Below are 21968 nucleotides of genomic sequence, written 5' to 3'. Positions count from 1 at the left end.
TCCAACACGAAGCTGCTAGAAAAAAGCTGCCGGAAAAGGACCTCGTCCTTGGGAGACACAAACAAGCCTCATGTCGCTTCAAAAGCACATGGAATGCCGTGTGGATTGAAGCGACAGGCCTTGTTCTATAGTGACCTTGGCCATGAACAGGATTGAAGCACCAGAGCCATTCGGCAAAAAACAGAGGCCCTATGCCCTATTTCGCGACGACCGCGTCGGCACGTCACGCGTCTTTCGTGCGCCAAGAAAAATCGTTCGGGCGCACCGCGCCGCCGAGATCCTTCCCGCCCTTCAGCGTCTGGAGGAGGCGCGCCGTTCCGGCTTCTGGCTGGCGGGATACATATCCTATGAGGCAGGCCATATCTTCGAGGAGAAGCTGCGACATCTGATTGTCGATGACCGGGAAACTCCTCTAGTCTGCATGGGCGTTTTCGAGGCTCCGAAACACGAAAGCGACGTGCCGGTGCCATCCATCGGCGACAATGAAGCCGTCCTCTACGATGCACAGGCTGCCTGGAGCCTCTCTGACTATCAAATCCGCTTCGACACCCTGCATGAGCATCTGCGACGCGGTGACTGCTATCAGGCGAACCTGACAATGCCGGTCCATGCCAGATGGTCAGGTACGCCAACGGGCATTTTCGCGTCTCTGGTCGAACGCCAGCCGGTGCAGTACGGCGCACTGATCGAACTGGGCGGCCCGGCCATCGTATCCCGCTCGCCGGAACTCTTCTTTCGGGTGGACGAAGACGGCTGGATCGAAACCCATCCGATGAAAGGCACGGCACCGCGGGGAAAAACTCCCGCCGAAGACGACGCAATCATTGCTGCAATGCTAGCGGACGAGAAGACGCAAGCCGAGAACCGCATGATCGTGGATCTCCTACGCAACGACGTATCGATCATCTCTGAGGTTGGTTCGCTCGATGTGCCGAAGCTGTTTTCCATCGAGACTTATCCAACGGTTCATCAAATGGTTAGCCATGTCCGCGCGAAGCTTTTGCCGGATATCGGGTTACCGGACATTCTGGCCGCACTTTTTCCTTGCGGTTCCGTCACAGGTGCGCCCAAAATGTGGGCCATGCAGATCCTCGGGAAGCTGGAAGCCGGACCACGAGATGTCTATTGCGGTGCGATAGGCTATTGCGATCCGGCCGGACCCATGAGGTTTTCGGTGGCTATCCGCACACTGACCCTTTTTCCGGATGGAAAAGCGGTCTTCAATGTCGGTGGCGGTATCGTGTTCGATTCGAACGCAAAAGCGGAATATGAAGAATGCCTGCTCAAAGCGCGCTTCGCAGTAAGTCAGCAGCGGATTTCTCGCTGATCGAAACAGTTCGCTGGGAGCCTGAACAGGGCTTCCTGCGCCTCGACCAGCATCTGCGGCGGTTGACCCGCTCTGCGGATGCGCTGGGCTTTCGGCAGCCCCAGCAGGTTGGCAAGCTGCTCGAGGAAGCCGTGGCCGAAGCATCAACCCCCATGCGGACACGCTTGACCGTGACATTCCGAGGCAAGGCGGAGGTAACCGCCACTCCGTTCCAGCCGATTGCCGAGGGTACAGTCTGGAAGCTTCGCATTGCCAAGCAAACCCTGCTGTCCGATGACACATTGTTCCGGCACAAGACGAGCCGACGCGACCCCTATGAAGCGGCCCGCGCCGAGTTTTCATCAGACGAAGCGGATGAGGTTCTCCTGCTGAACGAGCGCGGAGAACTATGCGAGGGGACGATCACAAATCTCTTCGTCGAGGCCGAGGATGGACAATTGCTGACCCCGGCGCTCAACTGCGGTCTTCTGCCGGGTGTTTTGCGCGCGGAACTCATTCGCGAACGCAAGGCTCGCTCAGAAGTCCTCAAGCCCGCAGATCTCAAGCATCGGAAGATCTTCGTCGGCAACTCGTTGCGCGGGTTGATCGCAGCCGAGCTTGTCTGATCGACATGCCAACCTCATGCCGCTGACCCATACGCCCTATGCCACACGCCTTCGTCCGTTCACGATAGGTCTTTCCTCACTCGATCCAAGCCGTTGGATCGAGCCGGATCAGCACTTGCCGCCTTATGTGCGCGAGAAGAAAAGGCTGGCCGGGGAGCGGCTGCACGATGTGTTTCGCGCTACGCATGACAGCCTTGATGCGCAACAGGAATGCCTTGATTGCCTGCTCCTGCATCTGGAACGTGATCACCCCTATGTCTATCGGCGCGATGGCTCCATCATAAGTTTCGCGGGCCAGCAGATAGACCTTGCCGACGAGGCCGTTCCGCCCCTCATGCGCGCCGGATTTCTGGTGCAGGACGATCTGGTGATCATGCGCCGCCGCGCAACCGGCTGGCATGTTGCGGCAGCGCATCTTTCCTTTCCCTCATCCTGGGTGCTCGCAGAGAAGTTTGATCGTCCGATGGAAGAGATCCACGCCCATGTTCCGGGGTTTCAGGGCGGAACACGCAATGCGACGATGGTGAACCGCATCTTCGACAATCTGTTGCCGGAACAACCAGCCGAGCGCTTCAACTGGTCGATCAACTGGCAGGAAAAACTCTATCATCCGGAATCAGGTGGCCACGATGCGGCAGAGCCGGAGACCGCTGTCGTGCGCGTCGAACGTCAGACCCTGACGAAGCTGCCGGTTACGGGTGACATCGTCTTCACGATCCGGATCTATCTGGATCCCGTCAGTCTGTTTGCCACCCACCCCGATGGAAGCCGCCTGGCGCTGGCTCTTGCAGATCAACTGGATGGATTGAGCGGGGAGCAGGCCGCCTACAAGGGTCTGGACCGGCAACGGTCACCACTCGTTCAGCGATTGAGACAGATGGCACTCTCCAAAAATCAGTTTTGAAGCGATCAGAACCGGCCCCAACACTTTATTATGTCGCCGTTTTGTGATCTAGAACCGGCACAATTGGCCCGCTGGCGACCAACAGGCTGGCGGCCCCATGCACGGGTGCTCTACGCCCTTGCACCTCAAGGAGACACAGATGATTGAAATGACCTATCCGGTTCATGGCGAGATTACCGGTCCGATCGTCATGATCGGCTTTGGATCCATCGGTCGCGGCACGCTGCCGCTGATCGAGCGCCACTTCAAGTTCGACAAGAGCCGGATGGTGGTGATCGACCCGCGCGACGACGACAAGGCCATTCTCGACAAGCATGGCATCAGGTTCATCCAGTCGCATGTCACCAAGGAAAACTACAAGGAACTGCTGAAGCCGCTTCTGACCGAAGGCGAAGGCCAGGGCTTCTGCGTCAACCTGTCGGTCGATACCGGCTCGCTGGATCTGATGAAGCTGTGTCGCAAGCTCGATGTTCTCTACATCGACACGGTGGTCGAGCCTTGGCTTGGCTTCTATTTCGACAAGAACATGAAGAACTCCGAGCGTACGAACTACGCGCTGCGCGAAACCGTTCGTCAGGAAAAGAAGAAGAATCCGGGCGGCACGACAGCGGTGTCCACCTGCGGCGCCAATCCGGGCATGGTCTCTTGGTTCGTCAAGCAGGCGCTGCTGGACGTTGCCAAGGATGTCGGCCTCGAATTCGAAGAGCCTGGCGTGGATGACCGCGAAGGCTGGGCGAAGCTGATGAAGAAGGTGGGCGTGAAAGGCATTCACATTGCCGAGCGCGACACCCAGCGCACCAAGAACCCCAAGCCGCTGAACGTGTTCTGGAACACCTGGTCGGTGGAAGGTTTCATCTCCGAAGGCCTGCAGCCGTCTGAACTCGGCTGGGGCACGCACGAGAAGTGGATGCCGAAGAACGCCAAGAAGCACAAGAAGGGCTGCAAGGCTGCAATCTATCTGGAGCAGCCAGGCGCCAACACCCGTGTGCGCACCTGGTGCCCGACGCCGGGTCCGCAATACGGCTTCCTCGTGACCCACAACGAGTCGATCTCGATCGCCGATTTCTTCACGGTTCGCGACAAGGATGGCGAGGTCAGCTTCCGCCCGACCTGCCACTACGCCTACCATCCGGCCAATGATGCCGTGCTTTCGCTGCACGAAATGTTCGGCAATGGCGGCAATGCACAGCCCGTGCTTCACGTTCTGAACGAAGACGAGTTGGTGGACGGCGTGGATGAGCTGGGCGTGCTGCTCTACGGCCACGACAAGAACGCCTACTGGTATGGTTCACGCCTCTCGCTTGAGGAAACCCGCCGGATCGCGCCTTACCAGAACGCCACTGGTCTTCAGGTTACCTCCGCTGTTCTGGCCGGCATGGTCTGGGCGCTCGAAAATCCGAAGGCTGGCATCGTTGAAGCCGACGAGATGGATTACAAGCGCTGCCTCGAAGTGCAGACGCCCTATCTCGGCCCGGTCGAAGGGCACTACACGGACTGGACGCCACTCGATGGCCGCCCGGGCCTCTTCCCAGAGGATCTGGACGAGAAGGATCCCTGGCAGTTCAAGAATATTCTTGTGCGCAACTGATGCGTTTCCGGTCTTAGGCCGCAATTTCCACTGAAATTCATTGCAAGGCGGGTGTGAAAGCATCCGCCTTGTACTACATCTGGATGAAGTTGAATCGCGTCCGAATCGCGGGAGACAAGAATGAAAGTCAAAGGGAGCCTAGCGCTCATCGCTGCCGCAGCCATGCTGTCGGCCTGTGTTTCATCCCCTCAGCCGCGCTCCGTGCCGGTCGCCCAGCAGCAGCCGCAGGGCGTAGAAGGAACATGGGCAGATCCGAACGGTATCGTCTCGACGTTCCAGGCTGGCACATTCAACACGCGCTCGACAGACAACAACGCCCTTCTTGCTAGCGGCACTTACACGCAGACGGCACCAAATCTCATCGAGATCAACATGACATCGATCGTCCGTCAGAAGCAATCACGGGTCAATTGCGCGCTCATCAACCCGAACCAGCTGAACTGCACAGCCGACAGCGGTTCACAATTCTCGCTGATGCGCCGCACCTGAGCCTTCCGGATCCGGACTTCACTGCCCCTCAAAACCCTGCTTAGGCAGGGTTTTTTCTTTGGTAAGCATGACGATCCGAGCCTGTTGATGGATAAATTCGTCTTGTCACATTTCGCTTGAGTTCAGCATGCTCAAATGAAAACATGCGCATGAAATGCGTGTCACAAAAAACAACTAAGAACAGGCGGAACGGGCGAGCGGCACCGCGCCCATGAACAGGAGAGAACTCAGGATGATGAAACGCTTTGGTTTCAGCCTTCTGGCAGCAGCGACCTTGACATTGTCGTCCGGCGTCGCGTTTGCCGATTATCAGCTGAATATCCTTCATATCAACGATCTGCATTCGCGAATCGAACCGATCAACAAGTCCGACGCGACCTGCTCCCAGAAGGAGGCAGACGCCAAGGAATGCTTCGGCGGTATCGCCCGCGTGAAGAGCGCGATTGATGGTTTCCGCAAGGACAATGCTGGTGCCAATATTCTTGTTCTGGACGCTGGCGACCAGTTCCAGGGCTCTCTCTACTACTCCACGTTCAAGAGCGCGCCTGTCGCTGAATTCATGAACGGCATTGGCTTTGACGCCATGGCAATCGGCAACCACGAATTCGACGACGGTCCGGAAGAGCTGAACAAGTTCATCGGTGCGCTGAAGTTCCCGATCATCTCCGGCAACACGATTGCCAAGAAGGGTTCGCTGCTGGACGGCAAGTACAAGGGTTATGTGATCAAGGAAATCGGCGGCCAGAAGATCGGCGTGGTTTCCGTTCTGGCAACCGATAGCGGTGAAACATCATCCCCAGGTCCTGACATCAGCTTCGAAGACGAGATTACCTATCTGAAGTCCGCCGTAAAGGATCTTGAAGGCCAGGGTGTCAACAAGATCATTGCGCTGACTCATGTCGGTTACAACAAGGACAAGGAAATCGCAGCTGCCGTAGACGGTATCGACGTTGTCGTCGGCGGTCACAGCCACACGTATCTGTCCTCCACCGACAAGCAGGCTTCCGGCCCCTATCCGACCCTGGTGAAGAACCCCGCTGGCGTCGAAATTCCGGTGGTAACGGCCTATGCCTATTCCAAATATCTCGGCGAGTTGAAGGTTACCTTCGACGACAATGGCGTGGTGAAGGCGACGAGCGGCGCTCCGAAGCTTCTGGACGCCTCGGTCACGCCGGACGAAGCCTATGCCGCGCGCGTCAAGGAACTGGGCGCGCCGCTGGAAGAGCTGAAGAAGAAAGTCGTCGGCGTCTCGGACGGCCTGATCGACGGTGACCGCAAGAATTGCCGCGCCAAGGAATGCTCCATGGGCAACTTGCTCGCCGATGCATCGCTGGCCCGTGTGAAAGATCAGGGCATTACGATCGCCATCGTCAACGGTGGCGGTTTGCGCGCGTCCATCGACCAGGGCGACATCACCATGGGCGAGGTTCTGACGGTTCTGCCGTTCCAGAACACCATCGCCACATTCCAGATCAAGGGTTCTGACCTGAAGGCGGCTCTTGAAAACGGCGTGAGCCAGTGGGAAGACGGCGCTGGTCGTTTCGTGCAGGTTGGCGGCATGAAATACTCGTTCGACCGCTCCAAGCCGGTCGGTAGCCGCGTTGGCGAAGTTCAGGTCAAGGAAGGCGATCAATTCGTTGCGCTCGATCCGGCCAAGACCTATGGCGTCGTGACCAACAACTACGTGCGCGGCGGCGGCGATGGCTTCAAGATGTTTGCGACCAACGCCATCAACCCCTACGATTTTGGTCCGAACCTTGAGCAGACGGTTGCCGACTATCTGACCGCGAACAATCCTTACAAGCCTTACACCGACGGTCGCATCACCGACACGACCCCGGCTGATTACGTTGCGCCGGCCAAGGCTCCCGCCCCTGCTGCGGCTCCAGCCGCTCCGGCAACCGCTGCCGCGACACCAGCGCCTGCTGCTGCTCCAACGGCTCCGGCTCCTGCCGCTCCAGCACCTGCACCGGCAGCACCTGTTGCTGCTGCTCCGGCAGCGCCCAAGACCTACAAGGTCATTAAGGGTGACTCGCTCTGGAAGATCGCTGAAAGCACGCTGGGTGACGGTGAAGACTGGAAGAAGATCGCGGACGCCAACAAGATCCGCAATCCGAACCTGATCGAGATCGGCTCCGAACTGCAGATTCCGGCGAAATAAGTCGAGAGACGTTTTGCCACAAACCGATGAGCGGTCCGGGGCTTTCCCGGACCGCTTTTTGTTTCTAAATAGAACCGTTGATGGAAACTGTGCGTATTGAGGCCGGGTCTCAATAGTTTTCCGGGGAATAGTTTTATGATGAATGCTGCAGCAGTTCACCTGCCCTCAGATCACCCTGAGGTTCGGTTCGGCAAGGTGGGCGTCCTGCTCGTAAACCTCGGCACGCCGGATGGTACGGATTACAAATCCATGCGCCGCTACCTGGCAGAGTTCCTGACAGACAAGCGCGTGATAGAATGGTCGCGCCTGTTCTGGTATCCGATCCTCTACGGTATCGTGCTGAATCGTCGCCCGCAGAAAGTGGGCAAGGCCTACGAATCGATCTGGAACAAGGATCTGGACGAGAGCTACCTGCGCACCTACACGCGCAACCAGGCGGAAATCCTGGCCGAGCGTTTCAAGGACATGACACATGTGCATGTGGATTGGGCCATGCGCTACGGTCAGCCTGCCATCCAGGCCAAGATGAACGAGATGCAGAAGGCGGGCTGCGAAAAGATTCTGGTCTTCCCACTCTATCCGCAATATGCTGCCGCGACCACGGCGACGGTGAACGACGAAGCCTTCAAGGCGCTTCTGAAGATGCGCTGGCAGCCCGCCTTGCGCACGGTGCCGCGCTATCACGATGATCCGGTCTACATTGATGCGCTGGCGAACTCGATCGAGAAGCATCTGGCGACGCTGGACTGGGAACCGGAACTGGTGATCACCTCCTATCACGGCATTCCCATGTCCTACTTCAAGAAGGGCGATCCCTATCACTGCCAGTGCTACAAGACGACGCGCCTGCTGCGCGACCGGCTGGGCTGGCCGAAAGAAAAACTAATGGTCACCTTCCAGTCCCGCTTCGGACCGGAAGAGTGGCTACAGCCTTATACGGACAAGACCGTCGAGAAACTGGCGAAGGAAGGCACCAAGCGCATCGCCATCCTCAACCCCGGCTTCGTCTCCGATTGCCTTGAAACACTGGAAGAAATTGCGGAAGAAGCGGGCGAAGACTTCCTGCACAATGGCGGCGAGAAATTCACCCATATTCCCTGCCTGAACGACAGCGAAGACGGCATGCGCGTGATCGAGCACATCACGCGGCAGGAACTCAAAGGCTGGATCTGATTATCGAAAAGTAGTGAAAATGCCCGGCTAGCCGGGCATTTTCATAACTCACCGCGACTCCGCCGGCCAACCGGCGCTTTGAACGCGGTTTCGACCTGTCTCCTTTGCGCGATACAGCGCACGGTCGGCCTGCAAGAGCATGGCCTGCATGCTATCGGCCGGCGTCGCCTCATAAACCCCGAATGACGCTGTCACGCGGCCGGGCCGCAGAGGCTCGATCCAGAGCTTTTCGAACTGCGCCCGAAACCGCTCGGCAATCGCAGCAGCCTCATTCGCTCTTGTTTTCGGCAGAACCAGACAAAATTCCTCGCCGCCGATGCGCGCCGCAAGATCGTAACGGCGCAGGTTGTCGCGAATGACTTCGCCAACGGCCATCAGAACCTTGTCGCCCACATCATGGCCGTGGCTGTCATTGATATTCTTGAAGTGATCGAGATCGAACAGAACGACGGAAATAGGAGCCTTCTCCCGCTCCGCCCGGGTTTGCTCGATTGCAATGCGCTCCGTCAACCATCGTCGATTGCCAAGTCCGGTCAACTGGTCGGTCGTAGCCTGCTGGCGCAGCTTGCGCATCACGCTATCGAGTTCTGCAATCGTCGTGGCAACCGTGTTGGCAACAACACCAATTTCATCGGATTGGGCAAGCCGCAGTCTAACAGGCGTTCCATCCGCCTGGTATTGCTGCACGGCCCTCGCCAAGCCGCGCAAAGGACGGATGAACCACCAAAGGGTGGACAGGCAGGTTATCGTGCCAATCAAGGTCGCAGCCAGCAAAATGGTGAGAACCTCGCCGGGATTGGTTGAAAAGCCGCTGCCAAGATAGGCGATCATGGCAATGAGCGGCAGGTGAATAGCCAGAAAACAAACGGCAAAAATCTTGGCCACCAACGAACCGCGAACGGCCCGAAGTGCCATGGATGGCGTCGGAATCATTCCGAATTCCTCTCAACTGATTCATGTCAGGTGCCGGACCCTAGGACCGGGGGGCTAATCAGCACTTAAGCGAATCGTTAAAATTCGAATCAAAGAGGCTTAGGATTTTTTTATTTTCAAACGCCGCGCCGGTTTCCCCAGAGCAGCACATGCAACTGTGGCAGAACCGTTGCGGCAAACCAGCGATCGGCCATCACACGGTCGATCAGCCAGCGCATACGGCCCATGATTGCATCCATATCGATGGGGAAATCCTCTGCATCGGGCGGCGGTGGCGTATGGTTTCCGGGCTGGAGATAGACGCTAAGCTGCGGAAATCCTGCCGAAACCGAGCGGGCGAAGGCATAGTCTGCCTCATCGAACACGACGAATTTCAGCACCACGCGCGGGCCTTCTCCAGCCCGGGCGATGCAATCGACAAGCGTCTGCCGGTCATACTCCATTCCGCTGGAGGGCGGCTTGGGTGAAAGAACCAGCACATCAAGGCTCGAAAACCAGTCTCTCGCCAGACTGCCCTGCGTTTCGAGAGCAAAACGGTAGTTGCGCTTCTTTCCGTGTTCGATCAACGGAGCCAGAGGCTGGATTGCCGGATTACCGCCGGAAAGGGAAACCATCAACGGGGCTTTGCCCGAAAGCCGTTCGACCTCGGCCCAGATGTCTGGAACACTCATCGCAGTCCACGTATCGCGATAGGCGCTCTCGACAGCATGCAGGCTGTCGCACCACGAACAGCGGTAATCGCAGCCGCCGGTTCTGACAAAAACCGTTGGCTGGCCGATCAACACGCCCTCGCCCTGAATGGTCGGGCCGAAGATTTCCGAAACCCGGATCAAGTCACCGCTCACGGGCGATACTCCGCCCAAGTCTTCGGCGTTTCCGAAACCTTGACGGCAGAGGTTTCCGGGAAACGCGCCTTGCACCACTCATAGAAATGGCGGGCGAGGTTCTCCGCAGTCGTGTAGCCGTGACCCAGCACATCGTTCAGATGACGATGGTCGAACTGATCATCGATATAGGTCTTCAGCGCCGTGAGATCGTGGTAATCGCGCACGAAACCGTCAGCATTCAAACTCTCCCCGGCCAGTTCCACCACCACAATGTAGTTGTGACCATGGAGACGATTGCACTGATGGTCTTCCGGCAGATGGTCCAGCCGGTGTGAGGCGGAGAAATGAAATTCCTTGGTGATACGGAACATGGTTCAGACCTCCCGCGCTTCAAAGCCCGCCGTCGCGGTTTTCCAGAAATCCGGATCTTCATACTCGGTAGGGTCATCGATCCCGGCGAGATGGAAAGCCTCGCGCCGTTCCACGCAGGTGCCACAGCGCCCGCACTGTTTCGCGCCACCCTTGTAGCAGGACCAGGTATCGGCAAACGGCGTATCGTACTTCGCCCCTTCCCGCACGATTTCTGACTTTGGAACCTCCACGAAGGGAGCCAACAGCGTCACCGAGGCATAGCCTTCCAGCGCCGCGTTCTGCATGGTTTGAAAGGCGTTGATAAAACCGGGACGGCAATCGGGGTAGATGAAGTGGTCACCGCCATGGACGGCCACGGCGACCGCATCAGCCTGCCGGGCTGCCGCAAGCCCGAAGGCAATGGTCAGCATGATGGCGTTGCGGTTCGGAACGACGGTGATCTTCATCGTTTCTTCCGCATAATGACCGTCCGGCACATCCACGTCATCGGTCAGCGCGGACCCGGTAAGGTGCTTGCCGATGGGGGTGATATCGATAATGTCATGCGGCACGCCAAGTCTTGCTGCAGCCTTGGCGGCGAAGTCCACTTCCTTGGAATGGCGCTGGCCATAGTTGAAGGAGATGAGGCCAATGAGGGTTTGTTCCGCCGCGATCTTGTAGGCAAGCGAAACGGAATCGAGTCCGCCGGAGCAGACGACGAGGGTCTTCATGATCGTGTTCCTTGTTTTTACCGGGTAGGCTGCGACCGGAGTTTTACCTGCGCGCCTGTTAGCGCAGGAAGCGCATCTTTGGCAAGCACTGCGCTGTCATGACGCTGGCAGGTTGGTGCGATAAGGTTTACACGGACAGGAAGAGTAGAAAGCGCGGGAGAACAACCATGCCTATGTCGGGTTTCGATATCGTCGTCATCGCAGCTGTGGTGATCGTCATACTGGTGCTGTTTGCCGCTGTGAAAACAGTGCCGCAGGGCTATCGCTACACGGTGGAGCGCTTTGGCCGATACACCCGAACGCTCGATCCGGGCCTCAACATCATCACGCCCTTCATCGAGAAAATCGGCGCGAAGATGAACGTGATGGAGCAGGTTCTGGACGTACCGACACAGGAAGTCATCACCCGGGACAATGCCAGCGTCTCTGCCGATGCAGTGGCTTTCTACCAGGTGCTGAACCCGGCGCAGGCCGCCTACCAGATCTCGAACCTGCAGAACGCAATCCAGAACCTGACCATGACCAATATCCGCTCGGTCATGGGCTCCATGGATCTCGATGAACTGCTCTCTAACCGCGAAGTCATCAACGAACGCCTGCTGCGCGTCGTGGATGAGGCCGTCCAGCCCTGGGGCATCAAGGTCACGCGCGTCGAGATCAAGGATATCCAGCCGCCAGCCGACCTCGTTCAGTCCATGGCACGCCAGATGAAGGCGGAGCGTGAAAAGCGCGCGCAGGTTCTGGAAGCGGAAGGCTCGCGTAATGCCGCCATCCTGCGGGCAGAAGGTGCAAAGCAGGCAGCCGTTCTTCAGGCAGAGGGCGAAAAGGAAGCGGCCTTCCGGCAGGCCGAAGCGCGCGAGCGATTGGCCGAAGCCGAAGCGAAAGCAACGCGCATGGTGTCCGAGGCCATTGCCGCAGGCGATGTGAACGCCATCAACTACTTCGTCGCACAGAAATACACAGAAGCCATGGCCTCGATCGGCACCGCATCCAATTCCAAGATCGTGCTGATGCCGATGGAGGCCTCATCCCTGATCGGCTCTCTAGGCGGCATCGGCGCCATTGCTCGCGAGGTCTTCGGCGAACGGTCCGAAACACCTCGCGACACGGCACGCCGCGTCAGCAATCAGCCGCGCACCACGCCCGCCGTCAATCCGTTCAACCGCAATCCCGAGAGCGACCTATGATCGCGAGCATGATTGCCTCCCTTGGTCCCTGGAACTGGTGGATCCTGGGATTTGTACTTCTGGCTGCGGAACTGGCCGCACCCGGTGTCTTCCTGATCTGGATCGGTCTGGCCGCCCTTGTCATGGGTACGGCCTCCCTCTTCCTTTGGGAACAGACTCTCTGGAGCTGGCAGATCCAGTTGCTGCTCTTCGCCTTTCTCTCGGTGATCATCACGCTGATCGGCCGGCGTTTCTACGGAAGCGACGATGCGAAGACCGACCAACCACTGCTCAACCGCCGGGGCGAAAGCCTGGTTGGGAGAACGGCTACCTTAGCGGAACCCATCCGCGAAGGGCGAGGCCGGATCCGCCTTGACGATACCTGGTGGCCGGTCAGCGGCCCGGACCTTCCGGCGGGAATGCGCGTGCGCGTCGCACACTGGAGCGGCAGCGAACTGATCGTGGAACCGGTGGCCTGATCAGGCCACGCCGATCCGCAAGAGATCGTGGAAATGGACGAGACCCAGCGGGCGCTTGTCTGCATCGGCAATGATCAATGCACCGATGCTGTGCTTGTTGATCAGGGCCAATGCTGCCGTTGCCAGGGTTTCCGGGGGCACGGTTTTCGGCGTCCGGGTCATCACGTCATCGACCGTCAGTTCGCCCAGATTGCGCGTCAGGTTTCGCGCCATGTCGCCTTCGGTCACGATACCGGCAATGGTGCCATCTTCATTCAGAACGATAACGCAGCCGAAGTGCTTGCGGGAAAGAACCTGCACGGCTTCCGGCATTGAGGTTCCCGATGGTACGAGCGGCAGGCGCTCCCCCGTATGCATGATATCCTTCACATGCGTCAGACCAGCGCCCAGCTTTCCACCCGGGTGGAAGGTGTGGAAGTCGGTCGCGGTAAAGCCGCGCGCCTCAAGCAGCGCAATCGCCAGCGCGTCGCCGATTGCCAACTGCATCAGTGTCGATGTGGTGGGGGCAAGCCCATGCGGACAGGCTTCCTCCTCGTTCGGCAGCAGCAGCACCACGTCGGAAGCGCGAGCAAGCGAAGATTCAGGTGAACAGGTGAGAGACACCAGCGGAATCGAGAAGCGCAGCGTGTAGGAAAGAATGTTGCGCAATTCCGCGCTTTCTCCGCCCTTCGAGAGCGCAATCACGAGATCATTTCCTGCAATCATGCCGAGATCGCCATGATTGGCTTCCGCAGCGTGGACGAAGGAAGCGGGCGTTCCGGTAGAGGCGAAGGTCGCCGCAAGCTTGGCGCCGATATGACCGCTCTTGCCAACGCCCGTCACGATCACTCGACCCGTTATGTTCGAGATCAACTCGACAGCGCGCGTCAACGGTTCGGCAAGCCCGTTCTGCAGGGCCGCCTCCAGCGCCTCCAGCCCGCGCTTTTCGGTAGCCAGCGTCCGCAGCGCTGAATGAACAGGATCGGTCAAGGTCAAGGATCTGGTCTCGCTCATCATGGGCGGGAGCCATAGCCGCGAACCGACCAAATGTCCATGCGGCCAATCAAGCTCCGCAAAAGGGAAATCAACCAATCGTTAACCACAAGGGTTTACGAATGGGTAAGAATATTTGGGAGCCCAGTCGGCGCCATGACGAAACGCATTTCAAACGATGCTTTGCGGCAGCGGCGCCTCGGCGCTACGCTGACCCTGCTTGCGTCAACCATTTTAGCCATTCCGACCATTGCATCAGCGCAATCCGCCAGCAGCAGCAATCGCAATACGAATGCGACGGCCAGCAGCGGAAGCACTGCACGAACTGGCTCCTCAAGCACACTGAATGAAACCTTTCCGATCCGCAGCACAGGAACAGGCACCAGTACCGGCTTTGGCGCGGGTCAACTGCCTAGTATGACTGATCCTGATTCTGCCAGTGTAACCTCGCTGACCGATGGCGAGGCAACGGATCCTCTCGACCAATCAAACAATGGGCTGTCTTCAACCGCGTCCGGCACGACAAGCCTTGCCACCACCCCCCTGCGTGCGGGAACCAATATGCTGCAGGGCACAACGCTCAATCAGGCGGACGGTCTCATCGCCGACGATCTGAGCGAACTTACAGAACCGCAGCAGAATACGGCCGAGGAAGGGATCGAGGGCGGGGAAGCGCCTGCCGGTCGTGGCGATGGTCTTGGGGTAAAACTTGGCACCTTCACACTTCGGCCAAGCGTGAACCAGAGCGTCAATTCGGAAACAACCCGTAGCGGATCCAATACGAGCCGACGCAACTATCTTGCCACGACGCTGAATGGAACGCTGACCTCGGATTGGGCACGCCATGCACTGACCATCACAGGCTCCGGCACCTGGCAGAAGAACCTCAGCGGCACAGGTCAAACCGAGCCGAGTGCACGACTGGATGCCGATTTGCGTTTGGATCTGTCAAACCAGACCGTCGCCCATGTTCTCGCCGGTTACGCGTTCGAGCGTGAAGATGCCAGCGACCCGAACGCGATTGCCGGAACGGTGCAGCAGGCGCGCGTCGATCGCTTCTCTCTGGGCGGAACGATCGAGCGCGACTTCGGCATTCTGCGCGGAACCGCAGCGCTGACCGGAACACGCTCCCTCTATGGCTCTGCCCGCTTTGCAGACGGAAGCTCGCTCAGCCTCAGCGACAGGGACCGTAACGCTGTCGAGGGACGCATCCGTGTCGGCTACGAGCTTTCGCCTGCTCTTATTCCCTTCATCGAGGCAACACTCGGGCGCGCGCTCTACGACGACGATGTCGACCGGCTGGGTTATGCCCGATCCTCCTGGAGCTACGGCGGCCGTGCAGGCGTGCAACTCGATCTCGGAGAAAAGTTGCGCGGCGAACTGGGCCTTGGCTACGCCATAGTCGACTATGAGGATGCCCGTCTAAAATCCATCAACGCCTTTACCGTAGACGGAACTCTGCTCTGGTCGCCCCAACGGGGCACGGATGTTGATCTAGGTCTCAGAACCACCGTGCAGGATGCCACGGCAGCTGGCCAGAGCGGTTGGGTGGACTATCAGCTAAGTGCGGGCCTCTCGCATCTGATCCGCAACGATCTGACAGGCCGACTGACCGCCTCCTCCACACTGCGCGATTATCCGAGCACGGAGAACGCCTTGAACTGGTCTCTCGGAACCGGTCTCATCTGGAACATCAATCGCTATTTCGATGCCACCGCCAATGTGGCTTACGAGTTCACCGACAATCCGGGCGGAACCGACAGCAAGCAGTTGCGCGCGGGCGTCGGCCTAACCCTCAGGCGATAGAAAAGAGGCCCCGGAATCGCTTCCGGGGCCCTGTTCGTTTTCACGAAATGCAAGCTCACATCTTCGATGTGATGGCCTTCAACGGTCCTTCGATCAGCGGACGGATGTCGTCACGCTTCAGGGCGAAGGCGAGATTGGCGAGGATGAAACCATCCTTGGCACCACAGTCGAAGGTCTCGCCCTTGAAGTGATAGGCCGAGAACTCCTGAGACTTGGCCAGCGCAAGCATGCCGTCCGTCAGCTGGATTTCGTTGCCCGCACCGCGCTCCTGGGTCTCAAGGATCGTAAAGATTTCGGGCTGCAGGATGTAGCGACCATTGATGAAGAAGTTGGAAGGTGCAGTGCCCTTGGCAGGCTTCTCCACCATCTGGGTGATCTTGAAGCCCTCTTCGCCAACTTTGTCCCCCATGCCGACGATGCCATATTTATGCGCGAGTGCAGGATCGCACTCTTCAACGGCCAGAACATTGCCGCCGGTCTTGTCGTAGAGCTCTACCATGCCCTTGAGGCAGCTTTTCTCCGACGCCATGATCATGTCAGGCAGCAGCACGGCGAATGGCTCGTTGCCGACGATATCGCGTGCGCACCAGACGGCATGGCCAAGACCGAGCGGAACCTGCTGGCGGGTGAAGCTTGCCGTACCGGCAGTCGGCAAGAGGTCGGAAAGCAGGGTCAGTTCCGCATTTTTGTTCCGCTCGCGCAACATCTGTTCCAGTTCGTACTGGATGTCGAAATAGTCCTCGATGACGCCCTTGCCGCGGCCTGTCACGAATACGAAGTGCTCGATGCCGGCAGCCGCCGCCTCATCGACGACATACTGAATGACCGGCTTATCCACGACCGTCAGCATTTCCTTCGGAACAGCCTTGGTCGCGGGTAGGAAGCGAGTTCCAAGACCTGCAACTGGGAATACGGCTTTACGGATCTTCTGTTGTCCCACTCATGCCTCCTTCAAGCACAAACCTAAGAGGGTGCCATGGCCTTCGCCTTAGCAGCCAATCACTACTGTTTCACAAACAATGACAGAGGAGTGTCCACATGGTAAAGAATTTGTTGACACTGTCGGTCTACCCTGTTGCTTCAATGTCAGGGCGTCGTTCCCGATCCTGGCAAATTTGAGACCGGATAGAACAAGGAACACTCCGCCGATGAAAAAATTCAGCGCCAGACGCTTTGCTCTCTCCGCGATCGCAGCCGTTATTGTTGCGACTTCTGCGATAGATGCCAAGGCAGACGCAGGTTTCAAGGCATGGGTCGCCAGATTCTATGAAACGGCTGCAGCGAATGGTATAACCAAATCAACCTATAACCAGGCATTTGCCGGAATTACCGGCCCGGACGAGGAAGTGCTGGAAAAGGCACGCTATCAGCCCGAGTTCAAGGCGCAGATCTGGGATTATCTCGATTCCCGCGTAAACCCGTATACCGTGAAGGTCGGGCGCGAGATGCTGGCCAAGCACAACCGCACGCTGACGGCGCTGGAACGCCATTTCGGCGTCGACAAATATATCCTGCTGGCCATCTGGTCGATGGAAACGAATTACGGGGCGGCCCTCCAGAACCACGACCGTCTTCACCACGTGCCGCAAGCGCTCGCGACCCTTGCCTGGGGTGACCCGAAACGAGCCAATTTTGCCCGCAAGCAATTGATTGCTGCGCTCAAGATCCTGCAATCGGGTGATGTGACACCGAAGCATCTGACCGGCTCCTGGGCAGGCGCCATGGGGCATACGCAGTTCATACCGACGAGCTATCTTCTCTATTCCGTCGATGCCGATGGCGATGGCCGTCGCGATATCTGGAGTTCTGTACCCGATGCTCTAGCGACTGCCGCAAATCTTCTTGCGAAAAACGGCTGGCAGACCGGCGCTACATGGGGCTATGAGGCCGTAAGCCCTGCCGGTGCGGCACGCCATGCAGGCCAGACAAAGACGCTGGCGCAATGGGCAAAACTTGGCTTCGTGCGCGCCAATGGCAAGGCGTTTCCCCGCCCCAATGATCGCGCAACGCTCAAATTGCTCGCAGGAGCCGAAGGCCCCGCATTCCTGATGATGACCAATTTCACCGTCATCAAACGATACAATGCGGCAGATTCCTATGCGCTGGGTGTTGGTTTACTGGCCGACGAGATCGCCGGTTACGGCGGCATGCAACAATCCTGGCCGCGTCCGCACAACACGTTGGACATCAAGGAAAAGTTCGAGCTACAGAGCCGTCTCAAGGAGCTGGGCTATTATGACGGCGAAATCGACGGAAACTTCGGCTCGGGTTCAAAGGCCGCCATTGCCGCCATTCAGGCGCGTCTGGGCATGGAGCGCGATGGCGAACCTTCCAAGAGCCTGTTGAAAGCCTTGCGGAATTGACCACATTGCCGCAGACTTGACCCAATGGCCCGCATGGCTTCTTTTGCCGCGCGGACATCGGTCCCAATGGATGGGACCAGCTTATCGAGAATGGGCCGAAGATATGACTTCCAAGCGCAGGCTCCCTCGCCGCCTCCTGACGACGGCCCTCATTCTAGTGATGGCCCTGCCTGTGGGCGTGGGCTTTGCGCAGGAGCAGCGACGAACCCTGCTCGATATGTTGTTCGGCAATGAACGGCGCCGCCCCGAAAGCTCCATCATCCAGATGCGACCTCGCCCAGAACGGGTGCGGCCACTGGGCGCAACGCGACCAGTTGCACCAACGCCCGTCAAGCCTCCTGTGGCTGTACTGCAGCCGGAGGCCGTTGAAAAAATGGACAATGCCCGCAAGCTTCTGGTGGTCGGTGATTTCGGCGCTATGGGTGTGGGACAGGGACTGGAAACCGCTTTCCAGCAAGATCCGTCCGTCAGGATAGTGGAGAAGGGTTCGGTCGCATCCGGTCTCGTCCGACAGGACCATTATGATTGGATCGGCGAGCTGCCGCGCATGCTGGACCAGGAAAAGCCGCAGATCGTGGTGGTGATGCTGGGAGCAAATGACCGGCAATCCATGCAAGTGGGTGCGGAGCGAGAGCGTTTCCGCACCGATATCTGGCTGAAGGAATATGAGGAGCGCGTCACGCGCCTCGCGAAAATAGTGACGGATCGCAAGATCCCGCTTCTCTGGGTTGGTCTTGCCGCCTTCGAATCCCCGTCACTGACAGCCGATGCGGTGACGCTGAACGGTATTTACAGGTCGAATGTAGAGGAAGTGGGCGGAGAATTCGTCGACATCTGGGACGGCTTCGTTGATGAAAGTGGCCAGTTCATCGTGACCGGATTGGACGTGAACGGCCAACCGGCCCGTCTTCGGGGTGCGGATGGCGTGAGCTTCACCGATGCGGGCAAACGCAAATTGGCATTCTATGTGGAAAAACTGGCAAAGCGCCATCTGGGCGATCTCTCCGTAGGAGATCTGATCCGCCTGGATGCGGGCGAACTGCCGCTGCTTTCCAGCCTGCCGCCGGAAGTAGAAGCGAAGATACCGAGCCAGCCTATCAATCTCTCCGATCCGGAACTGGACGGTGGCAAGGAACTTATGGGCGCCTCCACCATCAAGCCGGTGGCCCGAGAAACGCCTCAGAACCTGTTGCTGACCAAGGGCTTCCTGCCCGACGCCCCTGTTGGTCGTATCGACAATGTCAGGCTGAACCCAACATCACCGTGATGCATACCATTCCAGACAGGACCGGAACGCTGTCAGGTCCGTGTAGAGCGCGTCAGGCGCTGCATCATGCACGGCGATGAAGCCGCCGCGACGCTCGATGCCGCCATGCAGCATCAGATTGTCGATCATGTCGAAATCTTCGAGAGACAACCCGTCCGGGCCGCGCTTGCGCCCATCCGGCCCTTCCACGATCTCACCCTTGTATAATTCCCGCGTGCGCTGGAAATGGTTCGCGTTCATGTTTGTGTAAGCAGCAACACGCTTGCCCTGGGCGCAGACATAGCCAAGCTCGAAGGCGGTGCCGACATCGGCGGCGATACCCCGAAACGGCGTGAGATTGGCGATAATCCCATCTGCGCGGTTCATCATGCCTTCATCTACGGCACTGATCTTCAGGCCGAATTCATGGCGAGTGGGTGCAGGCTCAATCGTAACATCGCCAGGGCAGATGGGCTCGAACCCGAACTCGCGCGCCATAGCGGCCTTTGCGTCCAGCATGTGGCGGGCATTGGGGAGAAAAACTTCCGGTCCAGCAAGATAGAGTTTGAGGCTCATCGACAAATCCTCCGGATCGGAACAGAAAAATCATAACCCGAAGCGTGGTACGCGAGGTTGGGCTTCGCGTACCACGCTTCGGGCCGTAGTAACTCTTTGTCGGGACGTACAGACGTTAGCGCGGCAGGACCGAGGACCCCATCAGCGCCTCGTCCACGGCACGGGCGACCTGACGACCTTCACGAATGGCCCAGACCACCAGCGACTGGCCGCGACGAACGTCACCTGCCGCCCACAGCTTGTCGACCGAGGTCTTGTAGTCCTTCTCGTTCGCGACCACGTTCGTGGAACCGCGGCGGTCTACATTCAGCTGCAGCTTGTCACCCAGGTCCTTCAGCACGCAGTCCTTGGCAGGACCGGAGAAGCCGATGGCGATGAAGGCCAGATCAGCCTTGATGATGAATTCGGTCCCTGCAATCGGCTTGCGGCGCTCATCCACCTGGCAGCAGCGAACGCCGGTCAGCTGGCCGTCTTCGCCAACGAATTCGAGCGTTGCGACCTGGAATTCGCGGTTCGCACCTTCCGCCTGCGAAGAGGAGGTGCGCATCTTTGTGGCCCAGAACGGCCAGACGGCCAGCTTGTCTTCCTTCTCGGGAGGCATGGGGCGAATGTCGAGCTGGGTGACCTTGACCGCACCCTGGCGGAAAGCCGTGCCTACGCAGTCCGATGCCGTGTCGCCACCGCCGACGACGACAACATGCTTTGCGCCAGCCAGGATCGGCTCCGACGGCCAGCCCACGCTATCGATGTTTTCGCGGCCAACGCGGCGGTTCTGCTGCACGAGATACGGCATGGCATCATAGACACCGTGCAGATCGACGCCCGGAATACCGGCTGGACGCGGGGTTTCGGAGCCGCCGCAATAGACAACGGCATCATGGTCGGCGAGAAGCTTTTCCATCGGCAGATCGACGCCGATGTTCACGCCGCAATGGAAGGTCACGCCCTCGCCCTTGATCTGCTCGACGCGGCGATCGATGAAGTTCTTCTCCATCTTGAAGTCCGGGATACCGTAACGCAACAGACCGCCAGGCTTGCTCTCGCGCTCGTAGACATGAACTTCATGGCCAGCACGGCCCAATTGCTGGGCAGCGGCAAGGCCGGCAGGTCCGGAACCGATAATGGCGACCTTCTTGCCGGTATGAATGGTTGGCGGCTGCGGCGCGATGAACCCCAGTTCATAGGCTTTGTCGGCAATGGCCTGCTCGACGGTCTTGATCGCAACAGGCGCATCTTCCAGGTTCAGCGTGCAGGCTTCCTCGCAAGGGGCCGGGCAAACGCGACCGGTAAATTCCGGGAAGTTGTTGGTGGAATGGAGGTTGCGGATCGCCTCTTCCCACTTGTTGTTATAGACGAGGTCGTTCCAGTCGGGGATCTGGTTATGAACCGGACAGCCGGTCGGGCCATGGCAATAGGGAATGCCACAATCCATGCAGCGCGCGGCCTGTTTGGTCACTTCGGCATCCGACATCGGAATGGTGAATTCGCGGAAATGGCGAATACGATCCGATGCAGGCTGGTACTTTGCCACCTGCCGGTCGATTTCCATGAAACCCGTAACCTTGCCCATGTTTCATCCCTCAATCTTCGCCGCTAGCGCAGCCAATTTTCAACCTTCAATCCCGGCACGCGGGAAAACTCACTCTCATTGTTCGTCACCAGCACAGCATCCAGCGCCAGTGCATGGGCAGCGATCCAAAGATCATTTGGACCTATGTTCTTTCCTTGCCTCAACGCCAGCCGGATTTCGGCGTAACGCTGGTCGCCCGGGAGTTGGAGCGGTGCGACATAGAGCCGGCGCGTAACTGCCGACACCTTGCGGGACAGCTCCTCGGAGCCGTTTTTCCTCACGCCGTACCAGATCTCACCATGGGTGATTATGCTGATGAAGGCATTTTCCTCTCCAACCTCGAGAAGCCGTTCGAGAACTACCCCACGCGGATCCCGAACGATCGCCGAGACGATGTTGGTATCAAGCATGTATGGCATCAGATCTCGACCTCACGGAGCGGTGCAAGATCATCGTCCTCTTCAACGAAGTCTTCTCCGTTCCAGGCTTCGGCCTGCTTGAGATACTCGATGAGGCCAGCAGTTACTGCAGTCCGCATCAGAATCGAACCATCCGGCTGCTGCACCAGAACGGCGCGATCACCATCGAACTCGAATTCCTTTGGTATGCGAACCGCCCGGCTTCGACCGTTTTTGAAGATGGCGGCTGCGACCTCGCCATCTGCATTTGCCTCTTTTACATACTCGTTCATATCCACCTCC

Annotated in this window: 22 protein-coding genes; 12 read left to right on the top strand and 10 right to left on the bottom strand. The window is 58.5% G+C overall.

Annotated elements, in window-relative coordinates; all coding sequences use genetic code 11:
- Positions 1-142: 142 nt before the first annotated feature.
- The 7 genes from MUU53_RS16750 (at position 143) to hemH (ending at position 8247) form a co-directional block, all read left to right on the top strand.
- Complete coding sequence (locus MUU53_RS16750) at positions 143-1327, top strand: aminodeoxychorismate synthase component I (RefSeq protein WP_247261917.1); 1185 nt, start codon at positions 143-145, stop codon at positions 1325-1327.
- Positions 1276-1932 (top strand): aminotransferase class IV family protein, encoded by a 657-nt coding sequence (locus MUU53_RS16745; RefSeq protein WP_247261916.1) that lies wholly within the window; start codon positions 1276-1278, stop codon positions 1930-1932. Before MUU53_RS16750 ends, MUU53_RS16745 begins: the two co-directional genes overlap by 52 nt.
- Positions 1925-2836, top strand: a complete 912-nt coding sequence (locus MUU53_RS16740) for a heme-dependent oxidative N-demethylase family protein (RefSeq protein WP_343229118.1) — start codon at positions 1925-1927, stop codon at positions 2834-2836. Before MUU53_RS16745 ends, MUU53_RS16740 begins: the two co-directional genes overlap by 8 nt.
- Before the next feature lie 139 nt (positions 2837-2975).
- On the top strand, positions 2976-4424 hold the full coding sequence (locus tag MUU53_RS16735) for a homospermidine synthase (protein ID WP_247261915.1): 1449 nt from the start codon (positions 2976-2978) through the stop codon (positions 4422-4424).
- A 120-nt stretch (positions 4425-4544) separates the two neighbouring features.
- Entirely contained in the window at positions 4545-4913 is a 369-nt protein-coding gene (omp10, locus tag MUU53_RS16730; protein ID WP_247261914.1) for an outer membrane lipoprotein Omp10, read from the top strand.
- A 232-nt stretch (positions 4914-5145) separates the two neighbouring features.
- Positions 5146-7074, top strand: a complete 1929-nt coding sequence (locus MUU53_RS16725; RefSeq protein ID WP_247261913.1) for a 5'-nucleotidase C-terminal domain-containing protein — start codon at positions 5146-5148, stop codon at positions 7072-7074.
- 138 nt (positions 7075-7212) lie between these two features.
- Positions 7213-8247 (top strand): ferrochelatase, encoded by a 1035-nt coding sequence (gene hemH, locus MUU53_RS16720; protein ID WP_247261926.1) that lies wholly within the window; start codon positions 7213-7215, stop codon positions 8245-8247.
- A gap of 48 nt (positions 8248-8295) precedes the next feature.
- On the opposite strand, the gene MUU53_RS16715 is transcribed toward hemH, so the two are convergent.
- The 4 genes from MUU53_RS16715 to queC form a co-directional block, all read right to left on the bottom strand.
- Positions 8296-9180, bottom strand: coding sequence for a GGDEF domain-containing protein (locus tag MUU53_RS16715; RefSeq protein WP_247261912.1), 885 nt, complete (start codon positions 9178-9180; stop codon positions 8296-8298).
- A gap of 116 nt (positions 9181-9296) precedes the next feature.
- A complete protein-coding gene (gene queE, locus MUU53_RS16710; protein ID WP_247261911.1) occupies positions 9297-10043 on the bottom strand; it encodes a 7-carboxy-7-deazaguanine synthase QueE in 747 nt (248 codons plus the stop codon).
- Complete coding sequence (gene queD / locus MUU53_RS16705) at positions 10022-10378, bottom strand: 6-carboxytetrahydropterin synthase QueD (RefSeq protein ID WP_247261910.1); 357 nt, start codon at positions 10376-10378, stop codon at positions 10022-10024. Before queD ends, queE begins: the two co-directional genes overlap by 22 nt.
- Before the next feature lie 3 nt (positions 10379-10381).
- Entirely contained in the window at positions 10382-11089 is a 708-nt protein-coding gene (gene queC / locus MUU53_RS16700; RefSeq protein ID WP_247261909.1) for a 7-cyano-7-deazaguanine synthase QueC, read from the bottom strand.
- 167 nt (positions 11090-11256) lie between these two features.
- Between queC and MUU53_RS16695 the strand changes: the two genes are divergently transcribed.
- Positions 11257-12276, top strand: a complete 1020-nt coding sequence (locus MUU53_RS16695; protein WP_165134700.1) for an SPFH domain-containing protein — start codon at positions 11257-11259, stop codon at positions 12274-12276.
- Positions 12273-12734 (top strand): NfeD family protein, encoded by a 462-nt coding sequence (locus MUU53_RS16690; RefSeq protein WP_247261908.1) that lies wholly within the window; start codon positions 12273-12275, stop codon positions 12732-12734. The genes MUU53_RS16695 and MUU53_RS16690 overlap by 4 nt, the downstream gene beginning before the upstream one ends.
- On the opposite strand, the gene MUU53_RS16685 is transcribed toward MUU53_RS16690, so the two are convergent.
- Positions 12735-13730: a KpsF/GutQ family sugar-phosphate isomerase gene (locus MUU53_RS16685; RefSeq protein WP_377307212.1), complete on the bottom strand. Its 996-nt coding sequence runs from the start codon at positions 13728-13730 to the stop codon at positions 12735-12737.
- A gap of 132 nt (positions 13731-13862) precedes the next feature.
- Here MUU53_RS16685 and MUU53_RS16680 point away from each other — a divergent pair, with 132 nt between their 5' ends.
- On the top strand, positions 13863-15512 hold the full coding sequence (locus tag MUU53_RS16680) for an outer membrane beta-barrel protein (RefSeq protein WP_247261907.1): 1650 nt from the start codon (positions 13863-13865) through the stop codon (positions 15510-15512).
- Between the two features lie 55 nt (positions 15513-15567).
- On the opposite strand, the gene galU is transcribed toward MUU53_RS16680, so the two are convergent.
- On the bottom strand, positions 15568-16452 hold the full coding sequence (gene galU / locus MUU53_RS16675; protein WP_247261906.1) for a UTP--glucose-1-phosphate uridylyltransferase GalU: 885 nt from the start codon (positions 16450-16452) through the stop codon (positions 15568-15570).
- A gap of 208 nt (positions 16453-16660) precedes the next feature.
- On the opposite strand from galU, the gene MUU53_RS16670 reads away from it, so the two are divergent.
- Entirely contained in the window at positions 16661-17875 is a 1215-nt protein-coding gene (locus tag MUU53_RS16670) for a lytic murein transglycosylase (RefSeq protein ID WP_247261905.1), read from the top strand.
- 103 nt (positions 17876-17978) lie between these two features.
- Positions 17979-19142, top strand: a complete 1164-nt coding sequence (locus MUU53_RS16665; RefSeq protein ID WP_247261904.1) for an SGNH/GDSL hydrolase family protein — start codon at positions 17979-17981, stop codon at positions 19140-19142.
- Here the strand turns inward: MUU53_RS16665 and MUU53_RS16660 are convergent.
- The 4 genes from MUU53_RS16660 to MUU53_RS16645 form a co-directional block, all read right to left on the bottom strand.
- Complete coding sequence (locus MUU53_RS16660) at positions 19134-19697, bottom strand: nucleoside 2-deoxyribosyltransferase (protein ID WP_247261903.1); 564 nt, start codon at positions 19695-19697, stop codon at positions 19134-19136. The genes MUU53_RS16665 and MUU53_RS16660 overlap by 9 nt on opposite strands.
- Positions 19698-19812: 115 nt before the next feature.
- Positions 19813-21267, bottom strand: coding sequence for a glutamate synthase subunit beta (locus MUU53_RS16655; RefSeq protein ID WP_247261902.1), 1455 nt, complete (start codon positions 21265-21267; stop codon positions 19813-19815).
- Positions 21268-21290: 23 nt separating this feature from the next.
- Positions 21291-21677: a type II toxin-antitoxin system VapC family toxin gene (locus tag MUU53_RS16650; protein WP_377307213.1), complete on the bottom strand. Its 387-nt coding sequence runs from the start codon at positions 21675-21677 to the stop codon at positions 21291-21293.
- An 8-nt stretch (positions 21678-21685) separates the two neighbouring features.
- Positions 21686-21958, bottom strand: a complete 273-nt coding sequence (locus MUU53_RS16645) for an antitoxin (RefSeq protein ID WP_247261900.1) — start codon at positions 21956-21958, stop codon at positions 21686-21688.
- Positions 21959-21968 lie beyond the last annotated feature (10 nt).

It is taken from the genome of Affinirhizobium lemnae (assembly GCF_022968395.1).
GTDB lineage: Bacteria > Pseudomonadota > Alphaproteobacteria > Rhizobiales > Rhizobiaceae > Neorhizobium > Neorhizobium lemnae.
Note: the sequence above shows the minus strand (reverse complement) of the source record. Positions and strands in the feature narration are given on the sequence as shown.